Origin of the sequence: Phenylobacterium sp. (genome assembly GCF_035475775.1) — a bacterium.
Lineage (GTDB): Bacteria > Pseudomonadota > Alphaproteobacteria > Caulobacterales > Caulobacteraceae > Phenylobacterium.
The window spans coordinates 1-16,274 of sequence record NZ_DATIMC010000131.1 but is presented as its reverse complement, the minus strand read 5'-3'; the positions used below and the strand labels follow the sequence as shown (position 1 = coordinate 16,274).

The 16,274-nt window shown below is 71.9% G+C and carries 18 protein-coding genes; 8 read left to right on the top strand and 10 right to left on the bottom strand.

Annotated elements, in window-relative coordinates; genetic code table 11:
* Positions 1–359: 359 nt before the first annotated feature.
* Positions 360–1,166, top strand: a complete 807-nt coding sequence (locus tag VLI41_RS15455; RefSeq protein ID WP_325268979.1) for an exodeoxyribonuclease III — start codon at positions 360–362, stop codon at positions 1,164–1,166.
* 150 nt (positions 1,167–1,316) lie between these two features.
* On the opposite strand, the gene VLI41_RS15450 is transcribed toward VLI41_RS15455, so the two are convergent.
* On the bottom strand, positions 1,317–2,000 hold the full coding sequence (locus VLI41_RS15450) for a response regulator transcription factor (protein WP_325268978.1): 684 nt from the start codon (positions 1,998–2,000) through the stop codon (positions 1,317–1,319).
* Between the two features lie 57 nt (positions 2,001–2,057).
* On the opposite strand from VLI41_RS15450, the gene VLI41_RS15445 reads away from it, so the two are divergent.
* Positions 2,058–2,561 carry a L,D-transpeptidase family protein gene (locus VLI41_RS15445; RefSeq protein ID WP_325268977.1) on the top strand — a complete coding sequence of 168 codons (504 nt, stop codon included), beginning with the start codon at positions 2,058–2,060 and terminating at the stop codon, positions 2,559–2,561.
* Here VLI41_RS15445 and VLI41_RS15440 read toward each other — a convergent pair.
* Positions 2,558–3,229: a YggS family pyridoxal phosphate-dependent enzyme gene (locus tag VLI41_RS15440; RefSeq protein ID WP_325268976.1), complete on the bottom strand. Its 672-nt coding sequence runs from the start codon at positions 3,227–3,229 to the stop codon at positions 2,558–2,560. The genes VLI41_RS15445 and VLI41_RS15440 overlap by 4 nt on opposite strands.
* A gap of 4 nt (positions 3,230–3,233) precedes the next feature.
* On the opposite strand from VLI41_RS15440, the gene VLI41_RS15435 reads away from it, so the two are divergent.
* Positions 3,234–3,842 (top strand): thiamine phosphate synthase, encoded by a 609-nt coding sequence (locus tag VLI41_RS15435; RefSeq protein WP_325268975.1) that lies wholly within the window; start codon positions 3,234–3,236, stop codon positions 3,840–3,842.
* Here VLI41_RS15435 and VLI41_RS15430 read toward each other — a convergent pair.
* Positions 3,832–4,221 (bottom strand): NtrZ family periplasmic regulatory protein, encoded by a 390-nt coding sequence (locus tag VLI41_RS15430; protein ID WP_325268974.1) that lies wholly within the window; start codon positions 4,219–4,221, stop codon positions 3,832–3,834. The genes VLI41_RS15435 and VLI41_RS15430 overlap by 11 nt on opposite strands.
* Before the next feature lie 306 nt (positions 4,222–4,527).
* On the opposite strand from VLI41_RS15430, the gene VLI41_RS15425 reads away from it, so the two are divergent.
* The 4 genes from VLI41_RS15425 (at position 4,528) to holA (ending at position 9,329) form a co-directional block, all read left to right on the top strand.
* Positions 4,528–4,965 carry a DUF3576 domain-containing protein gene (locus tag VLI41_RS15425; protein WP_325268973.1) on the top strand — a complete coding sequence of 146 codons (438 nt, stop codon included), beginning with the start codon at positions 4,528–4,530 and terminating at the stop codon, positions 4,963–4,965.
* A gap of 162 nt (positions 4,966–5,127) precedes the next feature.
* Positions 5,128–7,710, top strand: coding sequence for a leucine--tRNA ligase (gene leuS, locus VLI41_RS15420; RefSeq protein WP_325268972.1), 2,583 nt, complete (start codon positions 5,128–5,130; stop codon positions 7,708–7,710).
* 78 nt (positions 7,711–7,788) lie between these two features.
* Complete coding sequence (lptE, locus tag VLI41_RS15415) at positions 7,789–8,280, top strand: LPS assembly lipoprotein LptE (protein WP_325268971.1); 492 nt, start codon at positions 7,789–7,791, stop codon at positions 8,278–8,280.
* Positions 8,277–9,329: a DNA polymerase III subunit delta gene (gene holA / locus VLI41_RS15410; protein ID WP_325268970.1), complete on the top strand. Its 1,053-nt coding sequence runs from the start codon at positions 8,277–8,279 to the stop codon at positions 9,327–9,329. Before lptE ends, holA begins: the two co-directional genes overlap by 4 nt.
* Before the next feature lie 150 nt (positions 9,330–9,479).
* Here holA and VLI41_RS15405 read toward each other — a convergent pair whose 3' ends face one another.
* The 7 genes from VLI41_RS15405 to VLI41_RS15375 form a co-directional block, all read right to left on the bottom strand.
* Positions 9,480–9,983 carry a GNAT family N-acetyltransferase gene (locus tag VLI41_RS15405; RefSeq protein WP_325268969.1) on the bottom strand — a complete coding sequence of 168 codons (504 nt, stop codon included), beginning with the start codon at positions 9,981–9,983 and terminating at the stop codon, positions 9,480–9,482.
* Complete coding sequence (locus VLI41_RS15400) at positions 9,980–10,846, bottom strand: ParB/RepB/Spo0J family partition protein (RefSeq protein ID WP_325268968.1); 867 nt, start codon at positions 10,844–10,846, stop codon at positions 9,980–9,982. The genes VLI41_RS15405 and VLI41_RS15400 overlap by 4 nt, the downstream gene beginning before the upstream one ends.
* 10 nt (positions 10,847–10,856) lie before the next feature.
* Complete coding sequence (locus VLI41_RS15395) at positions 10,857–11,642, bottom strand: ParA family protein (protein WP_325268980.1); 786 nt, start codon at positions 11,640–11,642, stop codon at positions 10,857–10,859.
* A 7-nt stretch (positions 11,643–11,649) separates the two neighbouring features.
* Positions 11,650–12,303 (bottom strand): 16S rRNA (guanine(527)-N(7))-methyltransferase RsmG, encoded by a 654-nt coding sequence (gene rsmG, locus VLI41_RS15390; RefSeq protein ID WP_325268967.1) that lies wholly within the window; start codon positions 12,301–12,303, stop codon positions 11,650–11,652.
* Positions 12,303–14,153, bottom strand: coding sequence for a tRNA uridine-5-carboxymethylaminomethyl(34) synthesis enzyme MnmG (gene mnmG / locus VLI41_RS15385; RefSeq protein ID WP_325268966.1), 1,851 nt, complete (start codon positions 14,151–14,153; stop codon positions 12,303–12,305). Before mnmG ends, rsmG begins: the two co-directional genes overlap by 1 nt.
* A gap of 192 nt (positions 14,154–14,345) precedes the next feature.
* Positions 14,346–15,683, bottom strand: coding sequence for a tRNA uridine-5-carboxymethylaminomethyl(34) synthesis GTPase MnmE (mnmE, locus tag VLI41_RS15380; protein ID WP_325268965.1), 1,338 nt, complete (start codon positions 15,681–15,683; stop codon positions 14,346–14,348).
* Complete coding sequence (locus VLI41_RS15375; RefSeq protein WP_325268964.1) at positions 15,680–15,919, bottom strand: DUF6489 family protein; 240 nt, start codon at positions 15,917–15,919, stop codon at positions 15,680–15,682. The genes mnmE and VLI41_RS15375 overlap by 4 nt, the downstream gene beginning before the upstream one ends.
* 90 nt (positions 15,920–16,009) lie before the next feature.
* Here VLI41_RS15375 and VLI41_RS15370 point away from each other — a divergent pair.
* On the top strand, positions 16,010–16,274 hold a 265-nt coding region (locus VLI41_RS15370), incomplete at its 3' end, for a dienelactone hydrolase family protein (RefSeq protein WP_325268963.1).

Below are 16,274 nucleotides of genomic sequence, written 5' to 3'. Positions count from 1 at the left end.
GGCCGCACGACGCAGGTGCGGATCACCGGCCTGCAACGCGCGAGCGGCCTGGACCCAGCCCTTTTCGTGCTGAAGAACCCCCACGCCACCAAGCCCGACCCCGGCCGGTTGTGACGAATTCGCCACGAGCAAGAGGTTAACGCCGCGCCACTTGACTTTGACGTGTGCTGTGGCCCTAATACCACTACGCCATTGGCGCGACGTCCGCGCCGACGGAACCCGTGCCGGACCCAATCCCCTCCCGGCGGCGGCATGAGAGACTACTGAAACGCCCGGGCTTCTCCAGTGCCCGGGCGTCTCTTTGTCCGACCCCCGGCGCGCCCATTCCCAACCGCCTCAGCGGCCCCTAAAGGACCCCCATGCGCCTTCGTATCTGCACCTGGAACGTCAACTCCGTCCGCCTGCGCGCCGAGCAGGCGGCCCGCTTCGTGCGCGAGCAGGCGCCGGACGTGCTCTGCCTGCAGGAGATCAAGTGCCGCGAAGGCGAGTTCCCGGCCGAGGCGTTCGTCGAGATGGGCCTGCCGCATCTCAAAGTCGCCGGCCAGAAGGGCTGGCACGGGGTGGCGATCGCCTCGCGCCTGCCGATCGAGGACGCGCCGAGGCTCGACGTCTGCCGCGAGGGCCACGCCCGCTGCGTGGGCGCCAAGGTGGCGGGGATCGAGATCCACAACTTCTACATTCCGGCCGGCGGTGATACGCCGGACCGCGCCGCGAACCCGAAGTTCGACCACAAGCTCGATTTCTACGAGAAGCTCACCGCCGAGCTCTCCCGGCGCGACCCGGGGGCGCCGCTGGCGGTCGTGGGCGACCTCAACGTGGCGCCCGGCGAGCACGACGTCTGGAACCACAAGTTCATGTCCAAGGTGGTGAGCCACACGCCCGTGGAGGTGGCGGCCTTCGCCGCGCTAAGGGCGTCCTTGGATTTCATCGACCTGCCGCGCCAGGCCCGGCCCGAGCCGGAGAAGATGTTCTCCTGGTGGAGCTATCGCGCGCTCGACTTCCGGGCCTCCAACCGCGGCCTCCGGCTCGACCACGTGCTGGTGACGCCGGGCCTCAGGGACGCCGCCTTCCGGCTCGGCTGCGCGGCGGCCCGCGTGCATGACGACGTCCGCGCCTGGGAGCGCCCGTCAGATCACGCGCCGGTGACGGCGGATCTGGTGCTGTAAGCTCCCAAAAATATCCGTCATCCCGGCCTTGCCGGGGACCCGCACGCATCGATCTTCAAAAACCTTGCCGCGGTTCGGCCGCGGACTTTCCTGCGCCGCCGATATCTATGGGCGGCCGGGACAAGCCCGGCCATGACGGCGCGTTTCTATCTACGGCGCGAGCTTGTACCCGCCGGCTTCGGTGAGCAGCAGCCTGGCGTTCGCCGGGTCGGCCTCGATCTTCTGGCGCAGGCGGTAGACGTGGGTTTCCAGCGTGTGGGTGGTGACGCCGGCGTTGTAGCCCCAGACCTCGGCCAGCAGCTCCTCGCGGCTGACCGGCTTCTCGCCCGCCCGGTAGAGGTACTTCAGGATGTTGGTTTCCTTCTCGGTCAGGCGGACCTTCTTCTGGTTGTGGTCGATCAGCAGCTTGGCGGCGGGGCGGAATTCATAGCTCCCCAGGTGGAACACCGCGCCCTCGGAATGCTCGTGGCTGCGCAGCTGCGCCCGGATCCGGGCGAGCAGCACCGCGAACTTGTAAGGCTTGGTGACGTAGTCGTTGGCGCCCGCCTCCAGCCCCTGGACGGTGTCCTCGTCGGCGGTGGCCGCGGTCAGCATGATGATCGGGGCGGTCACGCCGGCGTCACGCATCTGGCGGCAGGCCTCGCGCCCGTCCAGGTCCGGCAGGTCGACGTCGAGCAGCACGAGATCCGGCTTTTCGTCGCGCGCGGCCTCCACGCCCGCACGGGCCGTGCCGGCTTCCAGAGTGGCGAAGTCCTCGGCTTGGAGCTGTTCGGCGACCGCCCCGCGAAGGTCCGCGTCATCGTCGACGATGAGGAGGGTCTTGCGTTGAGCCATGCCGCCGGAACATGCACCCTATGACCGGGCGCGGGCAAAAGGATTTGAGGGCCGGTGATGAACTTCGTGGCCGCCGCTGACGGGAGCTTCCAGCTGGCCGGGCGCCGGGTGCGCTGCGCCCTGGGCCGGGCCGGGGTGAGGCCCGCGGAGCTGAAGCGCGAGGGCGACGGCGCCTCGCCGGCCGGCGTCTGGCCGATCCGCAGGGTGCTCTACCGGCCCGACAAGGGGACGCCCGCGACGGCGCTGCCCGCCGAGCCGATCGGCCGCGACGACGCCTGGTGCGACGACCCCTCCGACCCGGCGCGCTACAACCGCCCGATCAGACTCCCCTACAGCGGCTCGTTCGAGAAGCTGTGGCGCGACGACGACCTCTACGACGTGGTGGTGGTGCTGGGGCACAACGACGACCCGGCGGTTCCCGGCATGGGCTCGTGCATCTTCCTGCACCGCGCGCGTGCGGATTTCGCGCCGACGCAGGGCTGCGTGGCGCTCGCCTGGGAGGACCTGCTGGCGTTCCTGGCCGCCGCCGAGCCGGGCGATGCGGTGGAGATCCGCCGCTAGCCGGGCGGGCGCGCCCCGAAGATCGCCGAGCCGACCCGCACCGAGGTCGCCCCGAAGCGGATGGCGGTCTCGAAATCGTCGCTCATGCCCATGGAAAGCTTCGTCAGGCCGTTGCGCGCGGCGATCTTGGCCAGCAGCGCGAAGTGCGGGCCTGGCGGCTCGGCCGCCGGGGGGATGCACATCACGCCTTCCGGCTCGAGCCCGTAGGTCCGCCGGCAGGCCGCGATGAAGGCGTCGGCGCCGGCCGGGACCACGCCGGCCTTCTGCGGCTCCTCGCCGGTGTTCACCTGCACGTACAGGCGGGGGCGCTTGCCCTGCCGCTCCATCTCCTCGGCGAGCACGCGGGCGAGCCTCTCGCGGTCGAGCGTCTCGATCACCTCGAAGAAGCCGACCGCGTCCTTGGCCTTGTTGGTCTGCAGGGGGCCGATGAGATGCAGCTCCAGCCCGTGGGCGCGGTCCGACCAGCGGGCGAGCGCCTCCTGCACGCGGTTCTCGCCGAACACCCTCTGTCCGGCCGCCAGCACCGGGGCGATCGCGTCCCAGGGCTGCAGCTTGGAGACCGCCACCAAGGTGACCGCCGCCGGGTCGCGGCCGCAGGCTTGCGCGGCGCGGGCGATCCGTGCTGCGACGTCGTGGTAGCCCTGGGCGGCGTGGGAAGGCTCGGCCATTCCGATGAGCTTCTGGACCCTCGAGCGGACCGCGGCGGTGATAAATCGCGCCGCGCATCTGCGGAAGGGGCTTCCCGCCCTGCTGTTCTTCACCGATCCCGGCCGCACGCCGGACATGGAGGCCATCGCAACCCGCCTGCCGCGCGGCGCAGGGATCGTGTTCCGCGCCTTCGGGGCGCCCGACGCGGCGGCGCAGGGGGCGCGGCTGGCCGCCATCGCGCGGGCTCGGCGGCTGCTTCTGCTGGTCGGCGCCGACCCGCGCCTGGCGGCCGCGATCGGGGCGCACGGCGTGCACCTGCCGGAGCGGCTGGCGCATCGCGCCGGCGCCGTCCGCCGGGCGCATCCGGGCTGGACCGTCACCGCGGCGGCGCACTCCGCACGCGCCGCGCGCACAGCCAGGGCGGCCGGTGCGGACGCCGTGGTGGTCTCGTCGGTGTTCGCCAGCCGCAGCCCCTCGGCCGGGCCGCCGATCGGGCCGGTTCGGCTGGCCGCCCTGGTCCGCCAGGCAGGCCTGCCGGTCTATGGGCTGGGCGGGATCGACAACGAAACGGCCCGCCGTCTCGGGGACGCGGGCCTGGTCGGCCTGGCGGCGGTCGACGGCTTCAGAACTTGAACTGGGTCTCCAGCCGCACCCGCGGCTGGCCCTCGTCGGGCGTCATCTTCTTCGGCCCGGGCTGCAGCTGCTCGTCGCCCAGGGCCACGGCGCCGCCGACCCGGAGAGAGGGCGTGATGTGGTAATAGGCGCCGGCCTGGACGTCGTTCCAGGTGGACTCGCGGGTGTCCGGCTGCTGCAGGTTCAGCGTCACCCCCCAGCGGCCGCGCCGCGCGTCCAGCTTCAGCGCCTTGGGTCCGGCCGGAGCCACCGCCGCGGCGGGATCGGAGTGGACGGTGAAGTCCATGGGCTTGGCGGGCGGATCGGCCGCCTGCGCGGCGCCGGCCGCCGCGGAAAGCGCAGCGGCGCCGATCAGCATCGCGATCTGGCGGCCGTACATGCCCACTACCTTGTCCCTCGCGATCTTAATGGCGGCTGAAGGCAAAAGCTCCCCGCCAGGCCGGGGATCGATTAAAGTCCTGCCCGACGCCGGGTCAACCGCAACCGGCGCGGCAAGCGAGGAGCGTGAGCATAAGCTTCCCGGCTGTGGCGATTGGGCCACGCGATTCCTGTTTGGCCTCGGCTAACGCATTGTTATAGAGGGCGCGGCGCGGGGCGGCGCCGTGGCGCTTCGGCGGCAGGCCAGGCGGCTGCGGAAGAGATCTTGTGGAGACGGATGGACATGCCGTTTGTGCGCGGAGTTTGGATGCGGCGCGTGGCGGCCGCCGCGGTCCTCGTGGCCGCGGCCGGCCTGAGCGCCTGCTCGGCCCCTCGTCTGTTGGGCCGCGGCGCCGCATCGGGTCCGGCCAGCGCGGCCACCGTGGCGGTGAACGGCTATCTGTGGCGCGCCAGCCTCGACACCCTTTCGTTCATGCCGCTGGCCTCGGCCGATCCCTACGGCGGCACCATCATCACGGATTGGTACGTCAATCCGGAGAAGCCGGACGAGCGCTTCAAGTGCACCGTCTACATCCTGGATTCGCGCCTGCGCGCCGACGGCCTGAACGTCTCGGTGTTCAAGCAGACCAAGGACGCCTCCGGCAACTGGGTCGACGCCCCCACCGCCAACCAGACCGAGATCGACCTCGAGAACGCCATCCTGACCCGCGCGCGTCAGCTTCGCCTTTCCAACATCAAGGGCTGATCCCGCAGATGCTCCCCTCTGGGGGAGCTGCCGCGAAGCGACCGAGGGGGTTGAGGCCCCGCTCTGGGCGAGTGGACCCCCTCCGGTCCTCCGGACCACCTGCCTCTGTAGGGGAGAACCGGGATTGACCCCGCTCCCCAGTTAAGTCCAAAGCCGCCTGACATGGCCCGCTACAACCCCAAGGAAACCGAGCCCAGGTGGCGCCAGCGCTGGGAGGAGGCGCAGGCGTTTCGCGCCGAGCGGAGCCCCGGCCGGCCCAAGTACTATGTGCTGGAGATGTTCCCCTACCCATCGGGGCGACTGCACATGGGCCATGTGCGCAACTATGCGCTGGGCGACGTCATCGCCCGCTTCAAGCGCGCGCGCGGCTTCTCGGTGCTGCACCCGATGGGCTGGGACGCCTTCGGCCTGCCCGCCGAGAACGCCGCCATGGAACGCGGCGTCGACCCCCGGGCCTGGACCTACGAGAACATCGAGCGGATGCGCGCCGAGCTGAAGCAGCTGGGCCTGGCCATCGACTGGTCGCGGGAATTCGCGACCTGCGACGTCGGCTACTACGGCCAGCAGCAGGCGCTGTTCCTGGAGCTCTACAAGCGCGGCCTGGTCTATCGCCGCGAAGCCACGGTGAACTGGGACCCGGTCGACCAGACCGTGCTGGCCAACGAGCAGGTGGTCGACGGCCTCGGCTGGCGCTCCGGCGCACCGGTCGAGAAGCGCAAGCTGAACCAGTGGTTCTTGCGGATCACCGACTACGCCGACCAGCTGGTGGACGATCTCGAGACCCTGGACCGCTGGCCCGAGAAGGTCCGCCTCATGCAGGAGAACTGGATCGGTCGCTCCAAGGGCCTGAGGCTCGCCTTCCGGTTCGCCGACACGCCGCCGGAGGGCTTCGAACGTGGCCTGGAGGTCTACACCACCCGGCCCGACACCCTGTTCGGCGCCGCGTTCGTCGGCGTCGCGCCGGACCATCCGCTGGCCGAGCTCGCCGCGCGCTCGGACCCGAAGGCGGCCGCCTTCATCGAGAAGTGCCGCCACGGCGCCGTCTCGGAGGCCGAGATCGAGACCCAGGAGAAGGAAGGCTACGCCACCGGCCTCTACGTGACCCACCCGTTCGACCCGGACTGGAAGCTGGAGGTCTGGATCGCGAACTTCATCCTGATGGACTACGGCACGGGGGCGATCTTCGCCTGCCCGGCGCACGACCAGCGCGATCTCGACTTCTCGCGGAAGTACGGCCTGCCGGTGAAGCCCGTGGTCCTGCCGCCGGGCGCGGATCCCGCCACCTTCGAGGTCGCCGAGGAGGCCTATGTCGGCCCCGGCGCGATCTACAATTCCGGCTTCCTGGACGGCCTGGACGTGGAGGCGGCCAAGGCCGCCGCGATCGCCCGCGTCGAGGCGCAGGGGCAGGGCGCGGGCGCGACCGTCTACCGGCTGCGCGACTGGGGCGTGGCGCGCCAGCGCGGCTGGGGCTGCCCGATCCCGGTGGTGCATTGCGCCAAGTGCGGCGTGGTTCCGCTGCCGAAGACGGCGCTGCCCGTGGAGCTGCCTGCGGACCTCGACTTCGGCCGCCCCGGAAATGCGCTCGCCCGCCATCCGACCTGGAAGCGCACGACCTGCCCCGACTGCGCAGGGCCGGCCGAGCGCGAGACCGACACGCTCGACACCTTCGTCGATTCCTCGTGGTACTTCGCCCGCTTCACCGACCCGCACGCGGCCGAGCCGATCGACAGGCAGGCCGCCGACTTCTGGATGCCGGTCGATCAGTACATCGGCGGCATCGAGCACGCCGTGCTGCACCTGCTCTACGCGCGGTTCATGACCAAGGCGCTGGCCGACGAAGGGCGGCTGTCGGTGCGCGAGCCGTTCGCGGGCCTGTTCACCCAGGGCATGGTCACCCACGAGACCTATCGCCGGCAGTCGGGCGAGTGGCTGGAGCCCGGCGAGGTCGCGGTGATCGCCGAGGGCAAGACCCGCCGCGCCCGGCTGGCCGCCTCGGGCGAGCCGGTGGTGATCGGCGATGTCGAGAAGATGTCGAAGTCCAAGCGCAACACGGTCGCCCCGGAGGAGATCTTCGACGTCTACGGCGTCGACGCCGCGCGACTGTTCGTGCTCTCCGACAGCCCGCCCGAGCGCGACGTGCAGTGGACCACCGGCGGCGTGCAGGGCGCCTGGCGCTTCGTGAACCGCGTCTGGGAGGAGTTCGACAGCCAGCCGAAGGACGCCGCCGGCGCGCTCGCCGACGACGAGGCCGCCGAGCGCCTGCGCATCGCCACCCATAAGCTGACGAAGGCGGTGACCGAGGCCATCGAGACCTTCCACTTCAACTCGGGCATCGCGCGGCTCTACGAGTTCCTGAACCTGCTGAAGGCCAATCCGGCCAACCGCGCGAGCCCCGGCGTGCTGGCGGCGCGGCAGGAGGCGCTCTCGGCTTTCGCGCGGCTGATCGGCCCCTTCACCCCGCACCTGGCCGAGGAGTGCTGGGCCCGGATCGGCGGCGAGGGCATGCTCGTCGAGGCGCCCTGGCCGGCGTTCGATCCGGAGCTCACGCAGGACGCCATCAAGGTGCTGCCCGTGCAGGTCAACGGCAAGCGGCGCGGCGAGATCACCGCCCCGGCCGGCGCCGAAGCCTCCGAGGTGGAGAAGATCGTGCTTGACGATCCCGAGATCGCACGGCGCCTTGAGGGCTTAACCGTTCGCAAGGTGATCGTGGTGAAGGATCGCATCGTCAACATCGTGGCGGCTTAGGGCATGAACCACGAAAGACACGAAAATCACGAAAGGCGCGCAGCGCCGATCAATCCGCGGATCCTCCGGAAGGCTTTCGTGTCTTTCGTGCTTTTCGTGGCTCCCCTCGCGCTGACGGGGTGCGGGTTCGCGCCGCTCTACGGCCAGCCGGGCGTGGTTCGGAACCTGGCGGCGATCGACGTCGTCGCGCCGGAGGGCCGCACCGGGTTCCTGATCCGCGAGCACCTGGACGACGCCTTCGCCAAGAACCGCGCGGCGCCGGCGGCTTACCGCATGCACCTGCAGCTCTACGAGACCCGCTATCCGCGCGGCATCCGGGTGGACAATGTGGCCACCCGCTTCGAGTACGTGCTGACGGCCGACTACACCCTGACCTCGATCGCCTCGGGCGCGCCGGCCAAGAACGGCCGGGTGCGGGTGGAGCTGACCTACGATTCCGCCGACCAGCCCTACGCCTCGGTGGCCGCCCAGCAGGACGCCCAGGACCGCGCCGCCCAGGAGGCCGCGCGTCGCATCCAGCTGGAGCTCGCGGCCTGGCTCGCCAACGGGGCCAAGCCCGGCGGGGCATGATCCTCGCCCGCCGCCCGGAGATCGAACGCTTCCTGAAGGCGCCGGGCGCCGGGGTCCGTGCGGCGCTGATCTACGGCCGCGACCTGGGCGTGGTGCGCGACCGCGCCCGCGAGCTCGCCGGGCGCATCGCCAAGGACCCGGACGATCCCTTCGACGTCGCCCAGCTCACCGATGGCGACCTGGAGGCCGACGCCGCGCGGCTGGAGAGCGAGCTTGCCGCCCAGTCGCTGATGGGCGGGCGGCGGCTGGTGCGCCTGCGGCTGGGCTCCGAGAAGGCCGGGCCCGACAAGGCGGCGGCCGAATCGCTCGCCCGTCACGCCGCGGGCGAGCTCAATCCCGACGCCTTCCTGCTGGTCGAGGCCGGCGCTCTGGGCCGCGACTCGGCGCTTCGGCGCGCGGCGGAAAGGGCCGACGGCGCGGTCGCCATCCCCTGCTACGAGGACGAGCCCGGCGACGTCGCCCGGCTGGTGCGCGACACGCTCGCCAAGGACAACGTCGGGCTCGCCGCCGATGCGCTTGCGCTGCTGGTCGCCCGGCTGCCGCGCGAGCGCGGCGTCGCCCGCCAGGAGATCGAGCGGCTGGCGCTCTTTCTCGGCCCCGGCAGCGGCGCGGTCGCCGCGCCCGCCGACCTCGAGGCCTTCTTCGGGGTCGAGCCGGAGGCGTCCCTCGCCGACGCCGCGGCCGACGCGTTCGGCGCCCGGCTGGCCGAGGCGCAGGCCGGGCTGCGCCGCGCCGCCCAGGAAGGGGAGGGCGGCCCAGCCGCGGTCCGCGCGCTCGGCCTGCACCTTGGCCGCCTCAGACGGACGCTGGTCCTCGCCAAGGCCGGCGCCGGCCTGCCGGAGGCGGCCAAGGCGGCGGGCGTGTTCTGGAAGCAGGAGCGGGAGTTCCTCCGGCAGGCGCGCGCCTGGTCGCTCGAGGAGCTCGACACGCTGCAGCCGGAGATCCTGGCCGCCGACAAGGCCTGCAAGACCGCCGGCGCCCCCGACCAGCTGATCGCCCAGCGCCTGGCGCTCACCATCGCCGGCCGCGCCCGCCGGCTGGGGCTGTAATCCCTCCCTTAATGGGGAGGGACAGGCCGCGAAGCGGTCAGGGTGGGGGAGTGTGGATGGAGCTTTGGGCTCGCGGGTTCTGGCCCACAACTTCCCACCCTGCTCGCCTGCCGGCGAGCTGTCCCTCGCCATTAAGGGAGGGGAGAGACCTCAGCGCACCCGCGAATAGACCCAGACGTCGGGGGGATCGGCGGCGTCGGAGTAGCCGCCCTTGCGCAGGACGCCCTCGCGCTCGTAGCCGCAGGCCTCCGCCAGGCGCGCCGAGGGCGCGTTCCAGGTCTCGATGATCAGCTGCAGCCGATGGCAGCCGGGCCGCTCGGCGAACAGATGATCGCCGAACAGCCGCAGCGCCTCCGAGGCGTAGCCCTTGCCGCGGTCGGCCTCGGAATGGAGGATGTAGCCGATCTCATAACCATGGATGCAGGCGCCGGCGCGGTAGAACTGCATGGTCCCGACCATCCGGCCGTCGGCCTCGATGACCGCGGCGCCGGCGTCCCCGGTCCAGAACCCCGTCTGGTCGAAGAGGTCGGTGAGCCGGGCGATCTGCGTCAGCGGCTCCAGGATCGACAGCGTGTACTGAAAGCCGCTCGCGCCCTCCAGGTCGCCGCGCTCGATGCGGCGCAGCCGCACCCGCTCGCCCTCCGCCAGGATCACAGGGCGCGCGTCAGGCGGCGGCACAGGTCGTCGAGCTGCTCCAGGGTGGCGTAGCGGACCTTGAGCTCGCCCGCGCCGCCGCGGTCGTTGATCTCCACGCTCATCCCCAGCACCTCCTCGAGGTCCGCCTCGAGCGCATGGGTGTCGGCGTCCTTCGGCCGGCGCGGCCCCGAGGCCTTCTTCGGCCGGTCGGCCTTGCCCTTGGCCAGCGCTTCGGCCTCGCGCACCGACAGCCCGCGAGCGACGATCACCTCGGCCAGCGCCTCGGGGTCGGCCGCGGTGGCGATGGCGCGTGCGTGGCCGGCGGTGAGCCGCCCGGCCATCAGGTGCGCCTGCACGCTGGGCGGCAGGATCGCCAGGCGCAGGGTGTTGGCCACGTGGCTGCGGCTCTTGCCGACCACCTTGGCGGTCTCGTCCTGGGTGTACTGCATGCGGCCCATGAGGGCGGCGTAGGCCTTGGCCTCCTCGAGCGGGTTCAGGTCGGCGCGCTGCACGTTCTCGACGATGGCGATCTCGAAGGCCTGGCTGTCGCCCATCTCGCGGACCAGCGCGGGCACCGAGACCAGCCCCGCCGCCTGGGCGGCGCGCCAGCGCCGTTCGCCGGCCACGATCTGGTACTCGCCGGGCTGCAGGCGCGAGGAGCGCACCAGGATCGGCTGCAGCACGCCCTTCTCGCGGATCGAATCGGCCAGTTCGGCGAGCTCGGCTTCCGCGAACAGGGTGCGGGGCTGCTCGGGGTTGCGGTGGATCAGCTCGATCGGGATCTCGCGCGGGCCTTCGCCGGCCGCCGGCGCACCGGCCGCCTCGGACTCGCCCAGCAGGGCCGAAAGTCCCCGTCCCAAGCCTCTGCGGTTCTCCGCCATCACGCCCCCTTCAGGCCGCCGCCCGCCGCTCGCGCTCGCGCAGCACCACCTCGCGCGCGAGCTTCAGGTAGGCCTGGCTCCCCGCGCACTTCAGATCATAGACCAGGGCGGGCTTGCCGAACGAGGGCGCCTCGGAGACCCGCACGTTGCGCGGGATCACCGTCTGGTAGACCGTCTCGCCGAAGTGGGCGCGGACGTCGTCGGCGACCTGGGCGGAGAGCGAGTTGCGCCGGTCGTACATGGTCAGCACGACGCCCTGGATCTCCAGCTTCGGATTGAGGCTGCCCTTCACCAGGTCGATGGTGCGCAGGAGCTGGGTCAGGCCCTCCAGGGCGAAGAACTCGCACTGCAGCGGCACCAGCACCGCATCGGCCGCCGCCATGGCGTTGACGGTGAGCAGGCTCAGCGAGGGCGGGCAGTCGATCAGCACGTAGCTGTATTCGCCCGCCTCGCGGATGGCGTGCAGGGCGTCGCGCAGCTTGTAGGAGCGCCTGGGCGCGTGGCCGAGCTCCAGCTCGATGCCGGAGAGGTCCGGATCCGACGGCGTCAGGTCGAGGCCCGGGACGGCGGTCGGCACCACCGCCTCGGTCAGCCGCCGCTCGCTCATCAGCACGTCATAGAGCGTGGTGGTGCGCTGCGCCCGGCCGATCCCCAGCCCGGTGGAGGCGTTGCCCTGCGGGTCGGAATCGATCAGCAGCACGCGCTCGCCGACGGCGGCCAGGGCGGTGCCCAGGTTGATCGCCGTCGTCGTCTTGCCGACGCCGCCCTTCTGGTTGGCGACCACCAGCACGCGCAGGCGCCGGTCAGGCTCGGCGGGCACGGCGCAGCCTCCTCAGTCTCACGATCCGGCCGCGCTCGTCGCTCAGGGAAGGGACGATCTCGGCTTCGAACTCCCAAGATTTTGTAGCCTCTTCCAGCTCAGACGCAACATCTTGTCCCTTCAGGAACAAGCCGGTCGCGCCTCTCTGCAGGTAGGGGCGGGCGTATCCGAGCAGGCGCGACAAGGGGGCGCAGGCGCGCGCCGTGACGCCATCCACCTCGAGATTCAGCGATTCGGCCCGGGCGTTGTGCACCGTCGCGGGCAGGTCGAGCGCGGCCACGACCTCGGCCAGGAAGCGGCAGCGCTTGGCGACGCTCTCCACCAGGTGGACGTGGAAGCCCTCGCTCTCCTTGCCGAGGATGGCCAGGACGACGCCCGGCAGCCCCGCGCCGGCTCCGAGGTCGGCCCAGGTGCAGGCCTCGGGCTCCAGCTTCATCAACTGGGCGCTGTCCCAGGCGTGCCGGTTCCAGAAGTCCGGCAAGGTCGAGGCGCCGACCAGGTTCATCGTCTGGTTGCGTTCCGCGAGCATGCGGCGGAAGCGCTCCAGGTCGGCGACCTGGTCCGGGGCCGCGCCGCTGACGGCGGCGAAGCTCGGCGCGTCGATGACCGCGATTGGCGGCCGCAATTTCTCCGTCATCACGCGGCGCGGCGCCGGACATGGGCCAGGAGCGCGGTCAGGGCGCCGGGCGTGACGCCCTCGATCCGGGCCGCCTGGCCAAGGGTCAGGGGCTTGATCGCACTCAGCTTTTCCCGCACCTCGTTGGACAGGCCGCCGACCGCGGCGTAGTCGAGCCCGGCCGGAAGCCGCAGGTCCTCGTCGCGCCGGAAGGCCGCCGCGTCGGCCGCCTGGCGGTCGAGGTAGCCCGCGTAGGCCGCATCGATCTCGATCTGCTCGCGCACCTCGCCGCTCCAGGCGCCGATCTCGGGCCAGATGCGGGCGAGGTCGGCGTAACCTATGGTCGGATAGGCCAGCAGCTCGGCGAGGCCACGGCGCACGCCGTCGGCCTTCACGGGCAGGCCGGCCCTGGCGGCCTCGGCGGGCGTCAGACTGAGCGCCCGGGCCTGCGCGCGGGCGGCCGCGAGCGCCTCGGCCTTGGCGGCGAAGGCGCGCGCCCGCGCCGGGCCGACCAGCCCCAGCGCCACGCCCTTCGGCGTCAGCCGCTGGTCGGCGTTGTCGGCGCGCAGGCTGAGCCGGAACTCCGCCCGCGAGGTGAACATCCGGTAGGGCTCGGTCACCCCGCGGGTGACGAGGTCGTCGATCAGCACGCCGATATAGCCTTCGTCGCGGCCGAACTCGGCGGGCGCGGCTCCGGAGGCGGCGCGGGCGGCGTTGAGCCCGGCGACCAGCCCCTGGGCGGCCGCTTCCTCGTAGCCGGTGGTGCCGTTGATCTGGCCGGCGAGGTAGAGCCCGGCCAGGCGCTTGGTCTCGAGGGTGGGGTAGAGCTCGCGCGGATCCACGTAGTCGTATTCGATCGCATAGCCGTAGCGCCGGACCGCCACCTGCTCGAGGCCCGGGATGGTGCGCAGGAAGGCGTCCTGCGTCTCGGCCGAAACCGAGGTCGAGACGCCGTTCGGATAGACGGTGTCGTCGTCCAGGCCCTCGGGCTCGAGGAAGATCTGGTGGCTGGTCTTGTCCTTGAAGCGGACCACCTTGTCCTCGATCGAGGGGCAATAGCGCGGCCCTCGGCTCGCCACCCGGCCGCCGTAACCAGCTGATTCGCCGAGCCTTTCGGCGATGATCCGGTGCGTCTCGGCGGTCGTGGCGGTGACCCCGCAGGCGATCTGCGGATTGGTGATCGCGCGCGTCAGGAAGGAGAAGGGGTAGGGCTCGGCGTCGGCCTCCTGCCGCTCCAGCCGCCCCCAGGCGATGGTCCGGCCGTCGAGCCGGGCGGGCGTGCCGGTCTTCAGCCGCCCCATCCGGAAGCCCGCGGCGTAGAGGCGCTCGGAGAGACCGATGGCGGGGGCGTCGCCGACCCGCCCGGCCGGGATGCGCTCGTCGCCGCGGTGGATCACGCCCTTCAGGAAGGTGCCGGTGGTGAGCACGACGCAGGGCGCGCGGTAGGCCTCGCCGGACGCTCCGAGCACCCCCGCCGCCCGGCCGTCCTCGACGATCAGGTCTTCGACCGCCTCGGCCCTGACGCTCAGGTTGGCCGTGGCGCGCAACTCGGCCTGCATGGCCTCGCGATAGAGCCGGCGGTCGATCTGGCTCCTGGGGCCGCGCACGGCGGCCCCCTTGGAGCGGTTGAGCAGCCGGAACTGGATGCCCGCCGCATCGGCGAGCCGGCCCATCACCCCGTCCAGGGCGTCGACCTCGCGGACCAGGTGGCCCTTGCCCAGCCCGCCGATCGCCGGGTTGCAGCTCATCTCGCCGATGGTCTCGAGCTTGTGGGTCACCAGCAGCGTGCGCGCGCCGACCCGCGCCGCGGCGGAAGCCGCCTCGCAGCCGGCGTGCCCGCCGCCGATGATGATCACGTCCCAGGTCGTCATGTGAGGCCGGTCATATAGAGCATCGGCGGCGGTGTTTCACGTGAAACACTTCCCTCCTTTAACGGGGAGGGACAGACCGCGATGCGGTCGGGGTGGGGAACTGCGGATCATCTGTGAGGCTGGGGATGAGCCACGACTGCCCCGCCCTGCCGTCGCTTCCGCTCCGGGGGTCCCTCCCCATCAAGGGAGGGATCATTTCCCGATGCAGAAGGTCGCGAAGATGCGGCCGAGCACCGCTTCCGGGTCGATGCGCCCGGTGATGCGGTCCAGCGCGCGGGCGGCGAGGCGAACGTCCTCGGCGGCGAGCTCGAGGCGGTCAGGCTCGGCGAGGGCCTGGCGCAGGCGCGAGGCGGCGTCCTGCAGCAGCTCGCGGTGGCGCAGCCGGGTGGCGGCGGGCGGCTCGGCGCCGGCCAGCGCCGCCACCACCCGCTCGGCGAGCAGCGATTTCAGCCAGGCCATGTCGTTGGGGCTGCGCGCGGTGACGCTGGCCGTCGACAGGCCGCGGCGCCGCGCGTCCTCCGCCGCCGACCAGCCCGCCTCGGCTTCGGGCAGGTCGCGCTTGGTGAGCACCAGGAGATCCTCCGGCTGCAGCTCGCGCGGCGGCGGGGGCGCCTCGGCCGCGGCGGCGTCCACCAGCCACAGCCGCAGGTCCGCCGAGCTCGCCCATTCCCGCGCCCGCCGCACGCCCTCGGCCTCGATCTCGTTCGCCGTCTCGCGCAGGCCCGCGGTGTCGGCGAGCAGCAGCTTGTAGCCGGCCAGCACCATCGGGACCTCGATGACGTCGCGGGTGGTGCCGGGCGTGGCGGTGACGATGGCGGCCTCGCGCCCGGCGAGCGCGTTGAGCAGGGTGCTCTTGCCGGCGTTGGGCGCGCCCATGAGGGCGATGCGGTAGCCGTCGCGCACCCGCTCGCCGCGCGCCACATCCTCGGCCGCCGCCTCGATCTCGGCGGCGAGCGCCTCGAGCACCGGCCGCGCGCGCGCCGCCACGTCGGCCGGCAGCTCCTCGTCGGGGAAGTCGACGGCGGCCTCGAACAGCGCCAGCGCCTCGACGAGCGCTGCGGTCCAGCGGGCCTGCACCTCCGAGAGCCGGCCGCCCACCTGCGCCAGCGCCTGGCGGTGCTGTTGCTCGGTCTCGGCCTCGACGAGGTCGGCGATGCCCTCGGCCTGGGCGAGGTCGAGCTTGCCGTTCTCGAAGGCCCGGCGGGTGAACTCCCCGGGTTCGGCCAGCCTGAGGCCGAGCCCGCGCAGCGCCTGCAGCAGCGCCCCCGTCACCGCGGGGCCGCCGTGCAGGTGAAACTCGGCGCAATCCTCGCCGGTGTAGCTGGCCGGGCCCGGAAACCACAGCACCAGGGCCTGGTCGATCTCGCGGCCGCTCGCGTCGAACAGCCGCCGGAGCGAGGCGCGCCGGGCGCGCGGGGCGTCGCCGGCCAGGGCGCGCACGGCCATCCCCGCCTGCGGTCCCGAGAGGCGCACCACCGCCACCGCCGCGCGGCCGGCGGCCGTGGCGGGAGCGAAGATGGTGTCGCTCATCCCTTGCCCGCGGCGGCGAGGGAGGCCTCCATCAGCTTGCGGAACTGCTCCTGGGCGCCGGCTCCGAACGCCATCCAGTTCTTCACCAGGTCCTCCGGCGCCAGCGCCGAGAGGTTGGCGCTCATCCGCGCCTGCATCTCCCTCGTCAGCTGCTCGTTGAGCGCGCTCACGTCGGGCAGGCCCAGGAACCGGCGGGCCTCCTCCGGCGTGCAATCCACATCGAGGGTCATCTTCATGGGCGGGCCTCCATGATTCCATATGGCCGTGCGGCGGCTTGTCGCGCTAGTAGCCCTTTGGCAGGCGTCAGCAATCCTTCGAGGCGGCCCATGGGCGAGCGCACCACCATCACCACCACCGACGGCTCCTTCTCGGCCTATGTCGCCCGGCCCAAGGCGGCCTCGGCGCCCGCCGTGGTGGTCATCCAGGAGATCTTCGGCGTCAACCAGGTGATGCGCGACATCACCGACGGCCTGGCCGGGCAGGGGTACCTGGCGGTCTGTCCGGACCTCTTCTGGCGCATCGAGCCGGGCATCGACATCACCGACCAGTCCGAGGCCGAGTGGAAGAAGGCCTTCGAGCTGTTCAACGCCT

Bases quoted from the DNA above. Each gene is read 5' to 3' on its own strand.
- VLI41_RS15455 (WP_325268979.1), top strand. From the start codon at position 360: ATGCGCCTTCGTATCTGCACCTGGAACGTCAACTCCGTCCGCCTGCGC.
- VLI41_RS15450 (WP_325268978.1), bottom strand. From the start codon at position 2,000: ATGGCTCAACGCAAGACCCTCCTCATCGTCGACGATGACGCGGACCTT.
- VLI41_RS15445 (WP_325268977.1), top strand. From the start codon at position 2,058: ATGAACTTCGTGGCCGCCGCTGACGGGAGCTTCCAGCTGGCCGGGCGC.
- VLI41_RS15440 (WP_325268976.1), bottom strand. From the start codon at position 3,229: ATGGCCGAGCCTTCCCACGCCGCCCAGGGCTACCACGACGTCGCAGCA.
- VLI41_RS15435 (WP_325268975.1), top strand. From the start codon at position 3,234: ATGAGCTTCTGGACCCTCGAGCGGACCGCGGCGGTGATAAATCGCGCC.
- VLI41_RS15430 (WP_325268974.1), bottom strand. From the start codon at position 4,221: ATGTACGGCCGCCAGATCGCGATGCTGATCGGCGCCGCTGCGCTTTCC.
- VLI41_RS15425 (WP_325268973.1), top strand. From the start codon at position 4,528: ATGCGGCGCGTGGCGGCCGCCGCGGTCCTCGTGGCCGCGGCCGGCCTG.
- leuS (WP_325268972.1), top strand. From the start codon at position 5,128: ATGGCCCGCTACAACCCCAAGGAAACCGAGCCCAGGTGGCGCCAGCGC.
- holA (WP_325268970.1), top strand. From the start codon at position 8,277: ATGATCCTCGCCCGCCGCCCGGAGATCGAACGCTTCCTGAAGGCGCCG.
- VLI41_RS15400 (WP_325268968.1), bottom strand. From the start codon at position 10,846: ATGGCGGAGAACCGCAGAGGCTTGGGACGGGGACTTTCGGCCCTGCTG.
- rsmG (WP_325268967.1), bottom strand. From the start codon at position 12,303: ATGACGGAGAAATTGCGGCCGCCAATCGCGGTCATCGACGCGCCGAGC.
- mnmG (WP_325268966.1), bottom strand. From the start codon at position 14,153: ATGACGACCTGGGACGTGATCATCATCGGCGGCGGGCACGCCGGCTGC.
- mnmE (WP_325268965.1), bottom strand. From the start codon at position 15,683: ATGAGCGACACCATCTTCGCTCCCGCCACGGCCGCCGGCCGCGCGGCG.
- VLI41_RS15375 (WP_325268964.1), bottom strand. From the start codon at position 15,919: ATGAAGATGACCCTCGATGTGGATTGCACGCCGGAGGAGGCCCGCCGG.